The 17,851-nt window shown below is 72.0% G+C and carries 13 protein-coding genes and 1 pseudogene; 9 read left to right on the top strand and 5 right to left on the bottom strand.

The genetic code is table 11. The annotated features are described in order from the left end of the window. Nucleotides 1-85: 85 nt before the first annotated feature. Together KM933_RS13585 and KM933_RS13580 are read right to left on the bottom strand one after the other, a co-directional pair. Entirely contained in the window at nt 86-1,555 is a 1,470-nt protein-coding gene (locus KM933_RS13585; RefSeq protein ID WP_221351738.1) for an SGNH/GDSL hydrolase family protein, read from the bottom strand. After that, nucleotides 1,555-2,904, bottom strand: coding sequence for an extracellular catalytic domain type 1 short-chain-length polyhydroxyalkanoate depolymerase (locus KM933_RS13580; RefSeq protein WP_221351892.1), 1,350 nt, complete (start codon nt 2,902-2,904; stop codon nt 1,555-1,557). The genes KM933_RS13585 and KM933_RS13580 overlap by 1 nt, the downstream gene beginning before the upstream one ends. 272 nt (nt 2,905-3,176) lie before the next feature. On the opposite strand from KM933_RS13580, the gene KM933_RS13575 reads away from it, so the two are divergent. The 3 genes and pseudogenes from KM933_RS13575 to KM933_RS13565 form a co-directional block, all read left to right on the top strand. Beyond that, nucleotides 3,177-3,848 (top strand): enoyl-CoA hydratase-related protein, encoded by a 672-nt coding sequence (locus KM933_RS13575; RefSeq protein WP_221351736.1) that lies wholly within the window; start codon nt 3,177-3,179, stop codon nt 3,846-3,848. Between the two features lie 314 nt (nt 3,849-4,162). Further along, nucleotides 4,163-4,834 (top strand): glycoside hydrolase family 11 protein, encoded by a 672-nt coding sequence (locus tag KM933_RS13570; RefSeq protein WP_260333488.1) that lies wholly within the window; start codon nt 4,163-4,165, stop codon nt 4,832-4,834. Further along, nucleotides 4,831-5,520: pseudogene (locus KM933_RS13565) on the top strand (polysaccharide deacetylase family protein); the annotation flags it as partial. The gene KM933_RS13570 and the pseudogene KM933_RS13565, both read left to right, overlap by 4 nt. Nucleotides 5,521-5,598: 78 nt before the next feature. Here the strand turns inward: KM933_RS13565 and KM933_RS13560 are convergent. From KM933_RS13560 to proB, 3 genes are read right to left on the bottom strand one after another with little or no spacing between them, the layout of a single operon-like run. Then, nucleotides 5,599-6,792 (bottom strand): pyridoxal phosphate-dependent aminotransferase, encoded by a 1,194-nt coding sequence (locus KM933_RS13560; RefSeq protein WP_221351714.1) that lies wholly within the window; start codon nt 6,790-6,792, stop codon nt 5,599-5,601. Next, nucleotides 6,789-8,051, bottom strand: a complete 1,263-nt coding sequence (locus tag KM933_RS13555; protein ID WP_308013373.1) for a glutamate-5-semialdehyde dehydrogenase — start codon at nt 8,049-8,051, stop codon at nt 6,789-6,791. The genes KM933_RS13560 and KM933_RS13555 overlap by 4 nt, the downstream gene beginning before the upstream one ends. Then, complete coding sequence (proB, locus tag KM933_RS13550; protein ID WP_221351712.1) at nt 8,042-9,136, bottom strand: glutamate 5-kinase; 1,095 nt, start codon at nt 9,134-9,136, stop codon at nt 8,042-8,044. The genes KM933_RS13555 and proB overlap by 10 nt, the downstream gene beginning before the upstream one ends. Nucleotides 9,137-9,410: 274 nt before the next feature. On the opposite strand from proB, the gene KM933_RS13545 reads away from it, so the two are divergent. From KM933_RS13545 to KM933_RS13520, 6 genes are all read left to right on the top strand, one after another. Further along, nucleotides 9,411-10,703: an MFS transporter gene (locus tag KM933_RS13545; RefSeq protein WP_221351710.1), complete on the top strand. Its 1,293-nt coding sequence runs from the start codon at nt 9,411-9,413 to the stop codon at nt 10,701-10,703. A 279-nt stretch (nt 10,704-10,982) separates the two neighbouring features. Further along, a complete protein-coding gene (locus KM933_RS13540; RefSeq protein WP_221351708.1) occupies nt 10,983-11,261 on the top strand; it encodes a phosphopantetheine-binding protein in 279 nt (92 codons plus the stop codon). After that, nucleotides 11,255-14,506: a non-ribosomal peptide synthetase gene (locus KM933_RS13535; RefSeq protein WP_221351706.1), complete on the top strand. Its 3,252-nt coding sequence runs from the start codon at nt 11,255-11,257 to the stop codon at nt 14,504-14,506. Before KM933_RS13540 ends, KM933_RS13535 begins: the two co-directional genes overlap by 7 nt. Then, on the top strand, nt 14,503-15,213 hold the full coding sequence (locus tag KM933_RS13530) for an alpha/beta fold hydrolase (RefSeq protein WP_221351704.1): 711 nt from the start codon (nt 14,503-14,505) through the stop codon (nt 15,211-15,213). Before KM933_RS13535 ends, KM933_RS13530 begins: the two co-directional genes overlap by 4 nt. After that, entirely contained in the window at nt 15,210-16,001 is a 792-nt protein-coding gene (locus tag KM933_RS13525) for an SDR family NAD(P)-dependent oxidoreductase (RefSeq protein WP_308013372.1), read from the top strand. The genes KM933_RS13530 and KM933_RS13525 overlap by 4 nt, the downstream gene beginning before the upstream one ends. 91 nt (nt 16,002-16,092) lie before the next feature. Next, nucleotides 16,093-17,667 carry an AMP-binding protein gene (locus KM933_RS13520; RefSeq protein ID WP_221351702.1) on the top strand — a complete coding sequence of 525 codons (1,575 nt, stop codon included), beginning with the start codon at nt 16,093-16,095 and terminating at the stop codon, nt 17,665-17,667. Nucleotides 17,668-17,851 lie beyond the last annotated feature (184 nt).

Raw genomic sequence — 17,851 nt, 5'->3', positions numbered from 1 at the left:
ACGATCCCGACGGCCGGCCGGCCCGCTCCGGCGACCGTGCCGGGTGACGGTCGCCGGGGCGCCTTCGTGACGCGGGCGCGGTCGCTCAGCCGGTCCCGCCGCGGAAGAGCCGCAGGGGCACCGCGGCGGCCAGGGTCCGGTAGCCCTCCGGGGTGAGGTGCAGCCCGTCCCCGCCGTGCAGCGTCGCCCGCAGACGCCGCGGGTCCGCCGGATCGCGGACGGCCCGGTCGAAGTCGATGACCCCGTCGAACCGCGCACTCGCACCCGTGCCGCCGGTGCCGTTCGCCCCGCCGGCGCCGCCCGTACCGCCCCCGCGGATCCAGGAGTTGACCTCCTGCCGGGACGCCTCGCGGTGCCCGGCCGGATCGTCGTACATCGTGTTGCCGCCGAACGGGGTCAGCGTGGCCCCGTACACCCGGATGCCCTGCGCGTGCGCCCGGACGACGATCTGCCGGTACGCGGCGATCAGTTCGGCCGTGACGCTCCGCTGGGCGGCGGGAGTGGCGGCGGCGGTCCCGATGTCGTTGACCCCCTCGAAGACGACGAGCCAGGAGACGCCGCTGCGCGACAGGACGTCCCGGTCGAGACGGGCGAGGACGTTGGGGCCCAGCCCGTCGTCGAGCACCCGGTTGCCGCCCGCGGCCTGGTTGAGGACGGCGACCCGGCCGGTCGCGGGGTGCCGGTGCAGCCGGTCCAGGAGGCGGTCCGGCCAGCGGTCGTTCCCGTTGGTGGTGGAGCCGCGGCCGTCGGTCAGCGAGTCGCCCAGGACGGCGACCGCCGCCGTGCCGGGAGCGGAGAGCACCTCGACGTCGCTGAGCAGGTACCAGTGGTCGACGGGGGTCGCCCGCGGAAGGTCGGCGTCCCGGGTGTGGTCGGCCTTCTGGAGGTAGGAGGTGGTGCGCGATCCGGGGTGCGAGGTGAGCGCGCCGGAGGGCTGGCCCTCGGCGAGGTAGGCGGTCACCGTCAGGTTGGAGCCCGGCCGCAGGCGGAAGTCCACCGGGTCGGAGACGACCTGGGCTCCGACGGGGACGGTGGCCGACGCGCGTCCGGCGAAGGTCACGGACCGCAGGGAGCCGGGTTCGACCGCGGCGACACCGGCCCGCCCGCCGAGCGGGAGGGCCACGGTCACCGCGGTCAGGGGCAGTGGGGTGTCGCCGAAGGCGTTGGAGAACCGCAGCCGCATGCGCCCGCCACCGGTCGAGACGCGCACGGTCTGCCGCAGGGTGGTGTCGGCCAGGACGGCGCCCTCCTCCGTGAACGGCGCGGGCGGCATGTTGCCCGGTTCGGTGAGCTGCGGCATCGCGGTCCAGGTGTTGACCCAGCGCGGCGCGGACGGCCCGGCCGGCCCGGCCGGAACTGCGGCGCCCTCCGCCACCGGCCGGGGCCTTTCCCCCACCGGCCGGGGCCCCTCGGCCAGGGCCACCACGGCGGAAACGGTCACGACGAGGGACAGGACGAGGACGACCGGGGTGACGAGACGGGTGAGGAAACGGGTGCCGGGACGGGAGCCGGAACGAGGGCCGGAGCGGGCATCGGGATTCGGACGGCTTCCCATCAGCCGACGCCGCAGACGGTGCCGTTGAGGGAGAAGCCGGTCGGTGCCGAGCTGTTCCCGGTGTGGCCTGCCTGGTAGCCGATGCTGACGCTCGCGTTCGCCGCGATCGTGCCGTTGTACGCGGCGTTGGTGGCCGTCACCGTGCCGCTCGCCGGGGCGTACGCGGCGCCCCAGCCGTTGGTGATGCTCTGCCCGGACGGCAGGGTGAAGCCCAGCTTCCAGCCCTCGATGCGGGTGGTGCCGGTGTTGGTGATCGTCACGGAGCCGGTCAGCCCCGTGCTCCAGGCGCTGGTGGTGGCGGTCACCTTGCAGGAGCCCGGCTGGGGCTCGGGTGCGGGGCCGGAACCGCCCAGACCGAAGAAGGTCAGGGCCCGGGCCGCCATGCCGTTGGCGTACAGGTTGTGACCCACCCCCTGGAGGCTGATCGCCTCGACGGGGGCCCGGTCACCGGTGGCGCCGTAACGGGTGCGGGTCCAGCCGGACTGGGGCGTGTCCGTGGCGGCCGGGGTCCGGCCGACCCCCAGCACGTCGGTCCACTGGTCGATCTGCTCCCCGAAGTTGGGGTAGCGCAGCACGTCGTCCTCGGTGCCGTGCCACACCTGCATACGGGGCCGGGGACCGGTGTAGCCGGGGTAGGCGTTGCGCACCAGGGCGCCCCACTCCTGCGGGGTGCGGAGCACGGTTCCGCCGCTGCACGCGCTGTTCCACTCGGAACCGTCGGTGGTGGCGAAGCAGCCGAACGGCACGCCGGCGAACGCGGCGCCCGCCGCGAACACGTCCGGGTAGTCGCCCAGCAGGACGTTCGTCATCATCGCGCCCGAGGAGATGCCCGTGGCGAAGACCCGGCCGGTGTCGGCGGAGTACGTGCGGATCACCCAGTCGACCATCGACTTGATGCCGACCGGGTCGCTGCCGCCGCCCCGGGTCAGCGCCTGGGGCGAGGAGACGTCGAAGCACTTGCTGGCGCGGGTGACGGACGGGTAGACGACGATGAACCCGTAGCGGTCGGCGAGCGAGGCGTACTCGGTACCGGAGTACATCGCGGGCCCGGAGCCCGTGCAGTAGTGGACGGCCACCACGACGGCGGGGTTCGCGGTGACGCTGTCCGGTACGTAGAGGTACATCTGGAGGTTGCTGGGGTTGCTGCCGAAGCCGGTGACCTCGGTGAGCGCCGCCCGGGGAACCTCCGCCCGGAGACTCGCGGTCCCGGGAACCTCTCCGGCCGCCTCGCGGGCGACGGCTCCGGGTGCCCCGAGGAGGAGCGCCGCGAGCAGGGACACGAGCACTCCGAGGAGCACTGCGAGCCCCGTACGCGTACCTGACCGTCTCGTGCACGAGGGCCTCGTCATGGTGTTGCTGCCGGTGGCGGACATGTCCGTCCCTTCGGATCACGGCTGTGGGGGTGGCGCGGTGCGGCAGCGCCGCGCGGCGGGGCCGGCCGCACGGTGCTGCATGGCATGCCCATGACTTTCGTGGAAGCGCTCCCACGAGGTGGAGACGGAAACCGGCCAGTGCGGCGGAGGGCCGGTACGGCGGATGAGGGGGTTCGGGTCCGGACCCCTTGCACGGCCGACGTCGGGCACCATAAGTTACCCACAGGTAACCTAACGAAGGAGTCACCATGCCGACACTCGACCGCCAGGACGACGTCTTCGTCCTCGACCTCGGGGACGACGAGAACCGCTTCCACCCGGACTGGCTCGCCTCGGCGAACGCCGCGCTGGACGAGGTCGAGAAGGCGCAGGGACCACGCGCCCTGGTGACCACCGCCACCGGCAAGTTCTACTCCAACGGCCTGGACCTGGACTGGCTGTTCGGCCACGCCGACCAGTACGAGGACTACGCCGCCGAAGTCCACGCGCTGTTCGCGCGGACGCTCTCCCTGCCCATGGTCACCGTGGCCGCGCTGCAGGGCCACACCTTCGCGGCCGGGGCGATGTTCTCCCTGGCCCACGACTTCAGGGTGATGCGTGCCGACCGCGGTTACTGGTGCCTACCCGAGGCCGACATCGACATCCCCTTCACCCCGGGCATGTCCGCGCTGATCCAGTCCCGGCTGACCCCGCGCACGGCGCACGAGGCGATGGTCACGGCCCGCCGCTACGGGGGCGAGGACGCCCTGGCCGCCGGGCTCGTCGACCACGCGGTGGCCGAGGACGCCGTACGCACGACGGCGCTCGAACTGGCCAAGGCGCAGGCCGGCAAGGCCGGACCGACGCTCGGCACGATCAAGTCCCGCATGTACGGGCCGGTCCTGGAGACCCTGGCCGCCAGGGAGAAACCCCTCGGCTGACCGCGCGTCCGCCGGCCCCCCTCCGCGCCCCCTCCACACCTCCCTCCGCGCTCCCTTCGCACCCTCTTCGCTCCGCAAGAACTTCGAAACATTCGAAGATTGACCCTCCTCTCTTGATCTCCTCCGAACGAACATCACCAAGACTCCCCCGCCGGACCTCACAAAGACGCATCTGACCAGCCACTAAGCCATCACCGAACGTCCCACCCTCCACGAATGTTTCGTAATCATGGGCGAAACTATTGACGCTTGACGGGGCCAGGTCAAAACTGTTCGACCACACCCCGCCCGCGGAAGACGGAGGAGACCCGCACATGAACCTCACACCCGCACAGCCGAGCCGCCGGCAGGCATGCGCCCTGCTGCTGGGCGCCGGGGCCGCCCTGGCCCTGCCCGGCACGGCCCGTGCCGACACGGTCATCACCACGAACCAGACCGGCACCAACAACGGCTACTACTACTCGTTCTGGACCGACGCGCAGGGCACGGTCTCCATGAACCTGGCCTCCGGCGGCAGCTACGGCACCACCTGGAGGAACACCGGGAACTTCGTCGCGGGCAAGGGCTGGAGCAACGGCAGCCGCAGGACCGTGCGCTACTCGGGCTCCTTCAACCCGTCCGGCAACGCCTACCTGTGCCTCTACGGGTGGACGTCCAACCCGCTGGTCGAGTACTACGTCGTCGACAGCTGGGGCAGCTGGCGGCCCACCGGAACGTACAAGGGCAACGTCACCAGCGACGGCGGCACGTACGACCTCTACCAGACGACGCGGTACAACGCCCCGTCCGTCGAGGGCACGAGGACCTTCAACCAGTACTGGAGCGTCCGGCAGTCGAAGAGGACCGGCGGCACCATCACCACCGGCAACCACTTCGACGCCTGGACGCGCGCGGGGATGCCCCTCGGCGACTTCAGGTACTACATGATCCTCGCGACCGAGGGCTACCAGAGCAGCGGCAACTCCAACATCACGGTGTCGGGATGACCGACATCACCCGGACACGCCACCTGTCGCGCCGCGTGACGACGGCGCTCGCCGTCGTCGCGCTGGCCACCGCGGGCACGCTCACCGCCAACGCGGCTCCGGCACGGGCGGCCGCCTGCAACGGATACGTCGGCCTCACCTTCGACGACGGCCCCTCCGGCAGCACACCGGCCCTGCTCGACGCGCTGACCCGGAACGGACTGCGGGCCACGATGTTCAACCAGGGCCAGTACGCCGCCGCCAACCCGTCCCAGGTGCGGGCACAGGTCAACGCCGGTATGTGGGTCGGCAACCACAGCTACACGCACCCGCATCTGACCCAGCTCGGCCAGGCGCAGATCGACTCGGAGATCTCCCGGACCCAGCAGGCGATCGCGGCGGCGGGCGGCGGTACACCACAGCTGTTCCGGCCGCCGTACGGCGAGACCAACTCGACGGTGCGGGCCGTCGCGGCCAGGTACGGTCTGACCGAGATCATCTGGGACGTGGACTCCCAGGACTGGAACAACGCGAGCACGGACGCCGTCGTGCAGGCCGCCGGGCGGCTCAACAACGGCCAGACCATCCTCATGCACGACTGGTCCGCCAACTCCCGCGCGGCGATCCCACGCATAGCCCAGAACCTGTCCGCGCGGGGCCTGTGCGCCGGAAGGATCTCCCCGCAGACGGGGCGCGCGGTGGCCCCCTGATACAGGGTCCTGCGCCCCGGACGGACTCACGTCCGTCCGGGGCGCACCCCGTGTCCGGCCCTCCGGGCCGGCGGTCTACGCCGGGCCCGGGCGGGCGGGCAGGCGGGCGGGGGTGGTGGCCTCGACGAGGTCGCGGATCGCGGTCACGCCGCGGGTGACGCGGTCCTCGGACTCGCTGCCCACCGAGACCCGGATGTAGCGGTCGCACGAGTCCCCGTACCCGATACCGGGCACCACGCTGATCGCGTTCTCCTTCAGCAGCCGGCCGGCGAACCCGGTGGAGTCGAGGGTGGAATCTCCCAGGGAGGCGAAGAGGTAGAACGTCGACGTGCCGGGGAGGGTGTCGATGCCGTTGTCCGCGAACCAGGCCCCGACGCGGTTGCGCAGTGCGACGGTGCGCCGGATCTGCGGTCTGGTGATGTCCAGCAGGTCGTCGAAGTGTTCGGCGAGATAGGCGGCCAGAAGGGTCGGCGCACAGGTGACCAGGTGCTGGTTGATCTTCAGGACCTCGTCGGTGAGCCGCTGGTCGGCGATGAGGTAGCCGATCCGCCAGCCCGAGACGCCGTAGTTCTTCGACATCGAGTTGACCGTGACCGTGTGCTCCTTGTCCGGGTCGAGCGCCCCGGCCGCGAGGAACCCGGTGCCCGGCGGCATGAACTCGTTGTACGCCTCGTCGACGATCAGCAGGAGTCCGTGCCGGTCGGCCAGTTCGTGCAGGTGCTCCAGCTCGGCCCGGGTGTAGACGTGCCCGCTCGGGTTGTTGGGGTTGTTGATGATGACGGCACGGGTGCGCGCGGTGACGAACCGCTCGAAGTCGAGGACCGGCACGTCGTGGGGGACCATCACCGGCTCGCCGCGGCACATACGGATCTGCGCCGGGTAGCTCAGCCAGTACGGCTCCGGCACGATCACCTGGTCGCCGGGGTCGAGGACGGCCATGAGCGTCATGTAGATGGCGGCCTTCGATCCGGCGGTGACGATCATCTCGGTGTCCGGGTCCACCGGGAGCGCGAACTTGGTCTCGTAGTACTTGGCCAGCAGCCGCCGCAGCTCCGGCACTCCCCGGGAGTGCGAGTAGTGGTGCAGGGCTGGCGTCGTGAGCCCGCCGAACTCCGGCAGCGGCAGGTCGAAGAACGCCTCGCCGAGGGAGAGGGTGATGATGTCCTGCCCGGTGGCCTTCATGTCGTAGACGAGGTTGTTGTACTGGACCGACAGGGCCTGGCCGATGTCCTCCATCAGCAGGGAGGTGCGCGGCCGTTCCCCCCTCACAGGGTCCTCGTCTGACCGCTGCCCCACACCACGTTCTTCACGGTGGTGAGCGCGTCCAGGCCCATGGGCCCCCGTACGTGCAGCTTCTGGGTGGAGACGCCGATCTCGACGCCGTAACCGAACTCCCCGCCGTCGGAGTAGCGGGTGGAGGTGTTGACGAAGACGCTGCCGGAGTCGACCTCCCGGGTGAAGCGCCGCGCCACGTCGATGTCCTTGGCCACGATGCCCTCCGCGTTGGACGTGCCCCACCGGCGGATGTGCGCGATGGCGCCGCCGGCATCGGGAACGACCTTGACCGCGAGCACGAGCCGCAGGTACTCGGTGCCCCAGTCCTCCTCGGTCGCGGCGACCGCCTTCGGCCAGACCCGGCGCACGGTCTCGTCGCCGCGGATCTCCACGCCCGCCTCGGTCAGCAGCTCAAGGGCGCCGGGCAGCCAGGACTCCGCCAGATCCGCGTGGACCAGCAGGGTCTCCATCGCGTTGCACACGCTGGGCCGGGAGGTCTTCGCGTTGACCGTCACCGCGGTCGCGATGTCCAGGTCGGCGGTGGCGTCGATGTAGGTGTGGCAGTTGCCGGCGCCGTCGATCACCGTGGGTACGGTGGCGTTCCGCTCGACGGAGGCGATCAGCTCCGGGCCGCCCCGCGGGACCAGCAGATCGACGTACCCCTTGGCCCGCATGAGTTCCATGGCGGCTTCACGGGACGGGTCGGATATCAGCTGGACGGCCGCGGCGGGCACCTCGTCGTGCTCGGCGACGGCCTCCGCCAGGGCCGCCATGATCGCGGCGTTGGTGGCCGTGGCCATGGACGAGCCGCGCAGCACCGCGCAGTTGCCGGTCTTCAGGCAGAGCGCCGCGACCTCCGCCGTGACGTTGGGCCGCGCCTCGTAGATCACGGCGATGACGCCCAGCGGCTCCCGCACCTGCTCGACCAGCAGCCCGTTGGGGCGGGTCCAGCCCTTGACGACCTCACCGACCGGGTCCGCGAGCGAGGCCACCTTGTGGATGGCCTTCACCAGACCGGCCATTCGGCTCTCGGTGAGGGTCAGACGGTCCACGAGGGTGGGGGTGACGCCGGCCGCGCGGGCGGCCCCGACGTCCTGCTCGTTCGCCTTGGCGATCGCGTCCCGGTGGCGCTCGACGGCGGCCGCCATGTCCAGCAGGACCTGGTCCTTCCGGGCCGTGGTCAACTGCTTGACGGAGGCGGACGCCTCCGCGGCAGCGCGGCAGATCTCGGTTACCGACACAGTTACCGACACAACTGGCCTCCAGAAATCCGTACGTAGTCACAGTCGTTGAGGAATGCCGAGGCGGACCGGGCGGCGGACCCGGCCTCCGCCGAGCCGATCAGGACGCTGCCGCGGGCGATCACCCGGGAGTCCGGGCCGGCGACGTCCACGACGTCGCCGCTGCCGAACGACCCCTTGACCGCCTCGATGTTCCCGCCGAGCAGGGCCCGGCCCGATTCGATGGCCCGCTGCCCTGCGGCGTCGCAGACCACGGACCCGCTCGGGGGGTTGCGGAACGCGCGCCACAGGCGTCCGAGGCCAGGTGCGACGGAGCGGGACGTGCGCGGTGGGAAGACGGTCCCCGCCACCTCGTCGCCCCGGAAGGCCGCGGCCAGGGCCGCGGGGTCCGTCGCATCGGCCACCACGGTGCGGACCCCGGCGTGCGTGGCGATCCAGCAGGCGCTCAGTTTCACGAGCATGCCGCCGGTGCCGCCGTCCCCGGTGGAACCGCCGGCCACCGCCTCGACCTCGGAGATCGGTCCCGTCACCTCGGTGATGCGCACGGCGTCCCGACCGAGCAGCGGGTTGCCGTCGTAGAGGCCGGCCACGTTGGTGAGCAGCAGCAGCAGCCGCGCCCCGACGTACCCGCTGAGCAGAGCCGCCAGTACGTCGTTGTTGCGCACGCCCAGCGCGTCGTTCTCGTTGACCACGGGCACCGCGCCGAGCGTCCGCATCAGGTCGAGCGTTCGACGGACGCCACCACCGCGTTCCGGCGCGACGAGATCGTGCGGGGTCAGCAGGATCTGCCCGGTCTCCAGGCCGTACGCGGCGAACCGGGCCTGGAGCGCGGCGTACAGCACTCCCTGGCCGAGCGCCGCCGCGGTCTGTGCGGCCTCCGCCGTGTCCTGTGCCAGAGCGCTGTGCTTCGTCCGGCCCAGTGCGATGGCCCCCGAGGTGACGAGCACCGGTGCCAGACCGGCCTCGATCCCCTTCGACACCGTCGCGCAGAGGGCGTCGAGCTTGACGGGGTCCACCTTCCCCCGAGTGATCAGGGACGAAGTTCCGACCTTGATGACGACCCGGTTGCCGGTGCCGTCGCTGATGTCATCCCGCATGGTCTCCTCGCCTGCACCTCGGCGGTGGCCGTTTCCAAGGGGAGATGGTTGCCCGGGGTGGTGTTCTCCCGATGTGCTGCCGATTCACCACCGGTTGTCGGCTTCGCAACTCGCTGTGCCGGGACGGGTACTGGCGCATAATCGATCAGGCCCGCCGTACCGGTGCACATACTCGTCGCATGCTCAGAACTGTTCAGGACCCGTCTGCCCAGGACGTGTCCGATGTCGCGCTGCGCGTCCCGGCCACGGGGTGGACGTGGGGAGGGGAGCTCTCATGACAGGGCCCACGGTCTCCCGCTCCACGTCGCCGGGCAGGTCCCCGCAGGTACCCCCGCCCCCGGACGACACCAGCACGCGCAACACATGGGTGCTGGTGTCGTTCACCGCCGTGACCAACCTGACCGACGGCATCACCAAGGTGGCGCTCCCTCTCGTCGCCACCTCGCTGACCGACTCACCCGCCCTGGTCTCGGGCGTGCTGCTCACCCTGACCCTGCCGTGGCTGCTGGTCGCGCTGCACGTGGGCGTACTGGTCGACCGGTCCGATCGCCGCAGGCTCCTGTGGCTGGCCAACACCATGCGCATGACCGCGGCGCTCGGTCTCTTCGCCGCCGTGGCGACCGACGTGATCGACCTCCCCCTGCTCTACGGGGGCGGGCTGGTCCTCGGTGTCGCCGAGGTGATAGCCCTGACGTCCGCCGCGGCGCTGGTGCCGACCGCCGTGTCACCGGCCGGCCGCGAGCGCGCCAACACCTGGGTGACGGCGGCGGAGACACTGTGCAACGAGTTCGCCGGGCCGTTCGTCGGCGGCATCCTCGTCGCCGCGAGCGCCTCCCTCGCGCTCGGCGCGACCATCGGCGGATACGCGTTGGCCATCCTCATCCTGCCGTTCCTGGTGGGGCGGTTCCGGGTTCCACGGCAGTCCGGGCAGGGGACGCCGACCGTCCACCAGCAGATAGGCGAGGGCCTGCGGTTCCTGTGGAACCAGCGGCTGCTGCGGATGCTCTCGCTGTCGGTCACCGGACTCGTCACCTGCTGGGCCGCCTGGTTCGCCCTCATGCCGCTGGTGGCGACGGAGGAGCTGGGCCTGGGGGCGGACCGTTACGGCATGCTCGTGGGGGCGCTGGGCGTCGGCGGTGTCGTGGGCACGATGAGCGTCGGCCTCGCCAACCGGCTCCTCGGCCGGCGGTGGGTCATGTTCGGGAACGTCTTCTTCTCCGCTTCCATGGTCGCCGTCCCGGCGGTGACCAGCAACGTCTGGGCGATCGGGGCGGCGGCGTTCCTCGGTGGCATGGGGGGCACGCTGTGGGCGGTCAACTCCCGCAGCATCAGCCAGGCCCTGGTGGGTGCCGAGTTGATGGGCCGCTACAGCGCCGCCGCCCGGCTCTTCTCCTGGGGCTCCATCCCCGTCGGTGCCGCGGTGTCGGGAGCGCTCGCCCAGTGGCTGGGGTACCGGGTGACGTTCGGTCTCTTCGCCCTGGCCGCGGCAGTGGTCATCGTGCCCTTCCTCCGGGTCTTCACCCCGAAGGTGCTCACCGAGGTCGAGGCGCGGATATCGGCCCCCTGACGGCCGGGGCGGCTCGCCACGCGCGGTGCCGTCCGCCGTGACGGCCGACCGGTGGGCCCACCGGTCGGCGCACGACAACCCGCGGCGGCCCTCGTCGGCCCTCGTCGAAGGGTGGGCGCATCGGCAGCACATCGGGAGAACACCTCGGCTCGCGACAATCGCCGTCAAGGCGTCGTGAGCGCCCGCGCGGAGCCTCCACGCGGGTCACGCCCGCCGTCACCCGCTGCCCGGGCGGACCCACGCCCGGCGTACGAGCCATCGGCATGAGGTGGAGACAACGTGCTGACCACACCGCCCGACCTTGATTCGACGATCGCGCGCTATGCCACGGCCGACTTCGGTGACTCCACATCGATCCAGGAGGCCGGTCTGGAGTCGCTGTCGCTCCTGCGCCTCGCTGTCGAGGTCGCCGACGAGGACGCGGAGATCGACGCCGCGGGACTGGCCGACCTACGGACGGTCGGTGACCTCAAGGGCTGGCTCGCCGGCCTGCTCCCGAACGACACGGACACCACGAACGACACGAACGGCATGAACGGCACCGGTGCCGCATGCTGAAGAGCACCGGGACCCCCGGCACGGCGGACTCCGCGCTCCTTCCGCTCACCGATTCCCAGAAGGGCCTGCTCGTCGTCGACAGCAGGGTGCCGACCCGCGAGATCTACAACCAGATCATGCGGTTCGATCTCGATCCGCAACTCGCCGACCAGGCCGTCGACCAGGCCCTCGCGGTACTGGTGACGATCCAGCCGGCGCTGCGCCAGGTCTTCGGCCACCTGCCGAGGATGCATGCCAGGTTCACCCCCGCACCGGAGCCGGGACAGGTGCCGTTCGAGCGGGTGGACGTACCGCCGGACGAGTACGCCGCGGCTGCCGAGGGCCTGGCCGGGCGGCTCGGGCGACGCCCGTTCGACCTCGCGGCGGGGCCGGCCTACCGATTCGGACACGTACGCGCCACCGACGGCTCCGCCGCCGCCCTTCTGCTGTGCGGCCATCACCTCATCGGGGACGGCGTCTCGGCGGGGCCGCTCATCGGCGACCTGGAAGCCGCGCTGACCGGGGAACTCACCGCGGAGGACGTCGAGACGCTGCGGGAGGCACGCGAAGCGGCCTTCGTGCGGGAACTCGATGCGCAGAACCGGGCCTCCGGATCGCCGGAGACGGCCGAGCACGTCAAGGCGTGGGCCGAGCGGTTGCGTGACGTACCGCCGCTCGTGCTGAACCCCCTGCCGGGGCGGCCCGAGGAGACCGATTTCTCCGGTGCGCGTCTTTCGTGGCTGCTCAGCGAGCGGGAGACGGCCGATGTCCAGGAGACCTGCAAGCGGCTCTCCGTCACGCCCTTCGTCCTGTTGAGCGCCGTCTACGGGGCCGTGCTCGCCCGGCACGGCGGTGTGTCCACGGTCTCGATCGGCAGTCCCCTGTCGGCCAGGCGCACCGTCCGCTCGTACGAGCTGTGCGGCTTCTTCGTCAACACCCTGCCGGTCACGGTCGACGTGGACTGGTCGCGCGCGGTGGACGAGCACATCGCCGGGACCGTCCGGGAGGCCGTCGACCACTGCCGTGCCAGGGTCGCCGTCACGCTCAACCAGCTCGTGGCGGCGGTCGGGCAGGACCGCACCAGCAACCGCAATCCCCTGTTCTCCTGCATGCTCGCGATGCAGGACACCTTCGACGGGAAAACCGGCGGCGCTGTCCTCGGGGTGCGGGAACCGGGCAACGGGACGGCCAAGTTCGACCTGTGGCTCGGTGCCACGAAGGTGGCGGGCCGGTGGCTGCTGGAGCTGGAGTACGACCGGCAGCTGCTGACGGAGGCGGTCGCCGACGCGCTGCTCGCGTCGCTGCGCACGGCGCTGCGTCGCACGCTCGCCGACGGCACCCGTCCGCTGGCCGACCTGTTCACCGACTCGGTCACCGAGGACGGCCCCGCGGGCGCCGCGGCCGGGTCGGCGGAGGCCGGCCGTCAGGTACCGGCTCCGGCCCGCGGGCTCGCGGAGTGGATCGAGCGGGCCGCCCGCCGTACGCCCGACGCGATCGCCGTCGAGGAGCCGGCGCGGAACCTGAGCTACGGCGAACTCCTGGCCGCCGCCGAACGGACCGCCGAGGGACTGGCCCGGCAGGGCGTCACGCCGGGGCAGGTGGTCGGCCTGGCCCTGACCGGACTGGGCGACGCCGTGACCGCGATGCTCGCGATCCTGCGCTGCGGTGCCGCCTACCTGCCGCTGGACCCGGGGCTGCCGCCGGAACGCCTCGCCCACATGGTCGACCGGGCGGGCTGCCGCCTGGTCGTCGGCCACGGCCTCGACCTCCCCGGTACGCGCACCACCGGCCTGTCCGGACTCGCCGCCCCCGGTGACGGCCCCCGCGCCCCGGGCGGCTCGGCCGACTCGGCGGTGTACCTGATGTTCACCTCGGGATCGAGCGGCGTCCCCAAGGGGGTGGTGATGGGCCACCGGCCCCTGCTGAACCTGGCCGCGTGGCAGATCGACGCCATGGAGCACGACACGTCGACGCGCTTCCTCCAGTACGCGCCCCTCGGCTTCGACGTCTCCTTCCAGGAGATCGTCCCGACCCTCGCCTCGGGCGGCACCGTCGTCTCCCGTGGGCCGGCCGACCGGCGGGACTTCCCGGCGCTGGTCCGGCGTGTCGAGGAGACCCGGGTCAGTCATGTCTTCCTGCCGGTGGCGGCCCTCCGCCCGTTCGTCCAGGCCGCCGAGCACACCTCGACCCGCTTCCCCGCTCTGCGGCGCCTGTGCGTCTCCGGTGAACAGCTCCTCGTGGACGACGGGATCCGCCGGTTCCTCGTCAGCCACCCGGAGTGCGTGCTCGTCAATCTGTACGGCCCCACCGAGACCAACGCCGCCACGGTGCACGAGCTGCGGGGCGGCGACGCGCGGTGGCCCGCCCACGTGCCGATCGGCCGCCCGTTGCCCGGGGTGGCGGCGTACGTGGTCGACGGGACGGGCCACCTCGCACCCGTCGGCGTACCCGGTGAGCTCCTCCTCGGCGGGGTCAGCCCCGCGGAGGGCTATCTCGACGCCGGACGGACCGCGGCGAGTTTCCTGCCCGACCGGTTCTCCGGCGACGGCACCTCGCGCGTGTACCGCACGGGTGACCAGGTGGTGCGGGACGCCGACGGGACCCTGGTCTTCCTCGGCCGGCAGGACGGCCAGACGAAGATCCGCGGTCACCGGGTGGAGCTGGGCGAGATCGAGGCGGTCGCCAACGCCACGGCCGGTGTGCGGCAGTCCGTCGCGGTGGCGAGAGGACGCGGGGCCGACCGCGAACTGGTCCTCTTCCTCGTCGCGGAACCCGGCGCCGGTCCCGATCACGCGCTGCTCCGGGCCCGGATCGCCGTGGCGCTGCCGTCGTACATGGCACCGTCCTGGATCTTCGACACCGACCGCGTACCGACCTCGCGCACCGGCAAGACCGACCGGGACGCCCTGGTCGCCCTGGCGGACCGGCTCATCACCGAGCGCAGGACGGAGGCGGCCACCACCGCGGTCGAGTACGCCTGCGACCTGGAGCGCGGACTGGCCGCCGTCTGGTCGACGATCCTGAGGACCGACGGCATCGCCCGCGACCGGTCCCTGATTCACTACGGGGCCCACTCCCTGAACATCTTCACGGCCCTCGCCGGGATCGAGGAGGAGTACGGCACGACGGTCCCGGTGACCGAGTTCTTCCGGTCGCCCACCATCGCGACCCTCGCCGCCCTCGTACGGGCGAGCCTGGCCGAGGACGCCGAGGACGCCGAGGACGGGCCCGGTGCCGGCACCGCCGGAGCGGAGGCCCGGTCATGACGGCCGCGGCGGCGGCCGGCCGCCTCGTCACGATGGCCCGGGGCAGGGGCCGTCCGGGGTGCCTGATCCTGCCCGGGGCCGGCGGCGGACTCACCCCCTACCTGCGGCTGGCCTCGGAGCTCGGCAGGACCCACTCCGTGGACTTCGTACGGCCTTCGGGACTGGTCCCGGGCGAGGAGCCGGAGTCGACGGTCGCGGACATGGCCGAGTCGGTACTCGGCATGGTCGAGGCGGCGGTCCCGCGGTTGGTGATCGGCTGGTCACTCGGCGGCCTCGTGGCCTGGGAGGTCTGCGCCGGGCTGGCCGAGGACGGCCACCGGCCGGACCTCGTGATCATCGACAGCTCTCCGCTGCCCCGGGTGCCCGAACCGGGCGAGGACGAGTGGCTGAGGAGCAGGATGGTGAGCGATCTCGGCCCGGCGGCCGACGCGGAAACCGTCGGCAGGATGGAGCGTACCTTCGCGGCGCAGGCCGCCGCCCTCACCCACTACGCGACCGAGTCAAGGTACCCGGGCAGGCTGCTGCTCCTCGTGTGCTCCCCGTACGACGAGGGCGGCCGGGAGGCGGCCGTACGGCGCTGGCGGGAACTCGCGCCGGACCTGGAACTGGTCCGCCTCGACGCCGGACACTACGACGTCTTCGAGCCCGCGCACCTTCCCCGGTTGGCCCAGGCCGTCCACGCGTTCCGGAACCAGGACGGGCGGTGACAGCGGTGACAGCGGTGACAGGAACGACGGCGACGGCAGCGGAGGACCGGCCTGCGGTGGCCGTCGTCAGCGGCGGTACCCGCGGGATCGGCCTCGCCTTCAGCCGGCGTCTGGTGAAGCTGGGCTACCGGGTGAGCGCGCTGTACCGGTCCGACGAGGACGGTGCGCGCGCGGCGGTGCGGGAGCTGGGTCCCGGGCTGAACGCCGTACGGGTGGATCTGTCCGACGGGGACTCGGTGGTCGGGGTGGCGAATGCGCTGCTGGCGGAGCACGGGCCGCCGGCCGTGCTGGTCAACAACGCCGGGACGAACGCCGACCGTCCGTTCCTGCAGATGAGCCACGACGACTGGCGGCGGGTCGTCGACACCAATCTCTCCGGTGTCTTCTATCTGACCCGGGCGCTCGCCCCGGCGATGGTGGCCGCCGGCACCGACTCGACGATCGTCAACGTCGGCGCCACCACGGGCATCCGCCCCCGCCGCGACGGCGCCAACTACTGCGCGAGCAAGGCGGGACTGCTCCAGCTGACCAAATGCCTCGCTCTCGAACTGGCTCCGCGCATCCGGGTCAACTGCCTGATCCCCGGCAACACCGAGACCGAGGAACTGGTCGAACGGTTCGACCTGAACGATCCGGACGCCCGGCGCGCGATGCTCGACGAGGTACCGCAGCGGCGGATCGCCGACCCGGAGGAGATCGCGAACGCCCTCGAATTCCTCGTCGGCCCGAACAGCGCGTACATGACGGGTCAGAAACTCGTCGTGGACGGCGGGCAGTTCATGTGGTGACGGGCGCGTCCGCCCGTTCGTCCGTCCGGGCGGGAGCGGTGCCCCGCTCCTTCGGCCTCCCGCCCCTCGCCTCCTCCGGAAGGGAAGCACCATGACGACCCGCACCCTCTACGACTGGTTCCGGGCCTCCGCCGAGGCGCGACCGGGCGCCCCGGCCCTCGAAGTGCTCGACGTCACCCTCACCTACGCCGAACTGCGGTCCGCCGCCGAGTGGATGTCGGCCCGCATGGTCGAGGCGGCGGGTGGCCGGCCCGCCGCCGTGGGCCTGCTCACCTCGCGCACCGCGGTCAGCTACGTCGCCTATCTGGCGGTGCAGCGGCTCGGGGCCACCGCGGTGCCGCTGAACCCCGCCGCGCCGGCGTCGCGCAACCTCGACATCACCGCGGAGGGCGGACTCGGTCTCACGGTGTTCGACGACACCGCGGGCGAGGGCGCGGCGGAGTACCGGCACGGCGCCGGGGTGCCGCTGCTCGACATGACGGGCGAGAGGTGGCGCCCCCTGCTCTCCCCCGGTCCCTCGGACGACGTCCCGGACCAGGGCCGCCCGCCGGCGACCGGCACGGCGTACATCATCTTCACCAGCGGGACCACCGGCAGGCCCAAGGGCGTGCCCACCACGTACGCCTGCGTGGACGCCTTCCTCACGGAAGCCGTCGCCCGCTACGAGCTGGGCCCCGGCTGCCGGGTCTCGCAGAACTTCGAGATGTCCTTCGACGGCTCGGTGTCCGAGATGTTCAGCACCTGGGGGTCCGGCTCGACCCTCTGCGTGGCGCAGCACGGTGACGTGTTCACCCCGGTGCGGTTCGTCAACACCAAGCGGCTCACCCACTGGATGTCGGTGCCGTCGGTCATCTCCTTCGCCAAGCGGCTGCGCGCGCTGAGTCCAGGAAGCATGCCCACGCTGAGGCGTGGCCTGTTCGGCGGGGAGCGGCTCGGCTTCGAGCAGGCGGAGGCATGGTGCGCCGCGGCGCCGAACGCGGTCATGCACAACTGCTACGGCCCGACGGAGACCACGATCGTCGTCACCGGGTACGAGGTTCCGCGGGAGCGGGCCGACTGGCCGCAGACCAGCAACCGGTCCCTGCCCATCGGTCTCCCGCACCCGCGGCTGGACTGGCTCCTGCTGGACGAGGAGCTGCGGCCCGCCGACGACGGGGAGCTGTGTGTGCGTGGTCCGCAGCGTTTCCCCGGTTATCTGGACCCCGGGGAGAACGCCGGGCGGTTCGTCCTCATGGCACCGGACCCGGACCCCGGTCCGGAGCGCGGCCACGTCCACGACGGCCGGGAACCGCTCACACCGGAGCACTACTACCGCACCGGGGACCGGTGCCGGCTCGAAGGCGGCGAACTGGTCCACCTCGGCCGGATGGACGCCCAGGTCAAGATCCGCGGCCACCGGATCGAACTCGGTGAGATCGAGTCGGCGCTGCGGTGCCACCCCTCGATCGACGATGCCATCGTGCTCGTCGTCCCCGCCGCCGACGGCGAGGACGAACTGCGCGCCGTGTACACCGGCGAGGAGGTCGCGGCGGACGAAGTGGCGGAACTGGTCGCCTCCCTGCCCCGCTACATGCGTCCGCGCAGCTACCACCGGCGTGAGTCGATCCCGCTGACCACCGTCGGGAAGGCGGACCGCAGACGGCTGACCGACGAGCTCGCGGCCTGAGACGCGAACCGGCACCCGGCGGCATCGGCCCGGCCACGCGCCGGGCCCCGGACCGCGCCGCGGACGACGCGCGACCTGGACGAGGTCCCGGTCGTGGCCGCGGGAGCGTGTCACGTCCGCCGTGCCGTCAGTCCTCCGCGCCGTCAGTCCTCCGGCCGGGGCCGCGGGTGCGCCGGGCGGGACC

Source organism: Streptomyces beigongshangae (genome assembly GCF_019710745.1).
GTDB lineage: Bacteria > Actinomycetota > Actinomycetes > Streptomycetales > Streptomycetaceae > Streptomyces > Streptomyces beigongshangae.
Note: the sequence above shows the minus strand (reverse complement) of the source record. Positions and strands in the feature narration are given on the sequence as shown.

Excerpts from the sequence above, each read along its gene's own strand:
- KM933_RS13570 (WP_260333488.1), top strand. The coding sequence starts at position 4,163 with ATGAACCTCACACCCGCACAGCCGAGCCGCCGGCAGGCATGCGCCCTG.
- KM933_RS13535 (WP_221351706.1), top strand. The coding sequence starts at position 11,255 with ATGCTGAAGAGCACCGGGACCCCCGGCACGGCGGACTCCGCGCTCCTT.
- KM933_RS13585 (WP_221351738.1), bottom strand. The coding sequence starts at position 1,555 with ATGGGAAGCCGTCCGAATCCCGATGCCCGCTCCGGCCCTCGTTCCGGC.
- KM933_RS13580 (WP_221351892.1), bottom strand. The coding sequence starts at position 2,904 with ATGACGAGGCCCTCGTGCACGAGACGGTCAGGTACGCGTACGGGGCTC.
- proB (WP_221351712.1), bottom strand. The coding sequence starts at position 9,136 with ATGCGGGATGACATCAGCGACGGCACCGGCAACCGGGTCGTCATCAAG.
- KM933_RS13520 (WP_221351702.1), top strand. The coding sequence starts at position 16,093 with ATGACGACCCGCACCCTCTACGACTGGTTCCGGGCCTCCGCCGAGGCG.
- KM933_RS13530 (WP_221351704.1), top strand. The coding sequence starts at position 14,503 with ATGACGGCCGCGGCGGCGGCCGGCCGCCTCGTCACGATGGCCCGGGGC.
- KM933_RS13575 (WP_221351736.1), top strand. The coding sequence starts at position 3,177 with ATGCCGACACTCGACCGCCAGGACGACGTCTTCGTCCTCGACCTCGGG.
- KM933_RS13545 (WP_221351710.1), top strand. The coding sequence starts at position 9,411 with ATGACAGGGCCCACGGTCTCCCGCTCCACGTCGCCGGGCAGGTCCCCG.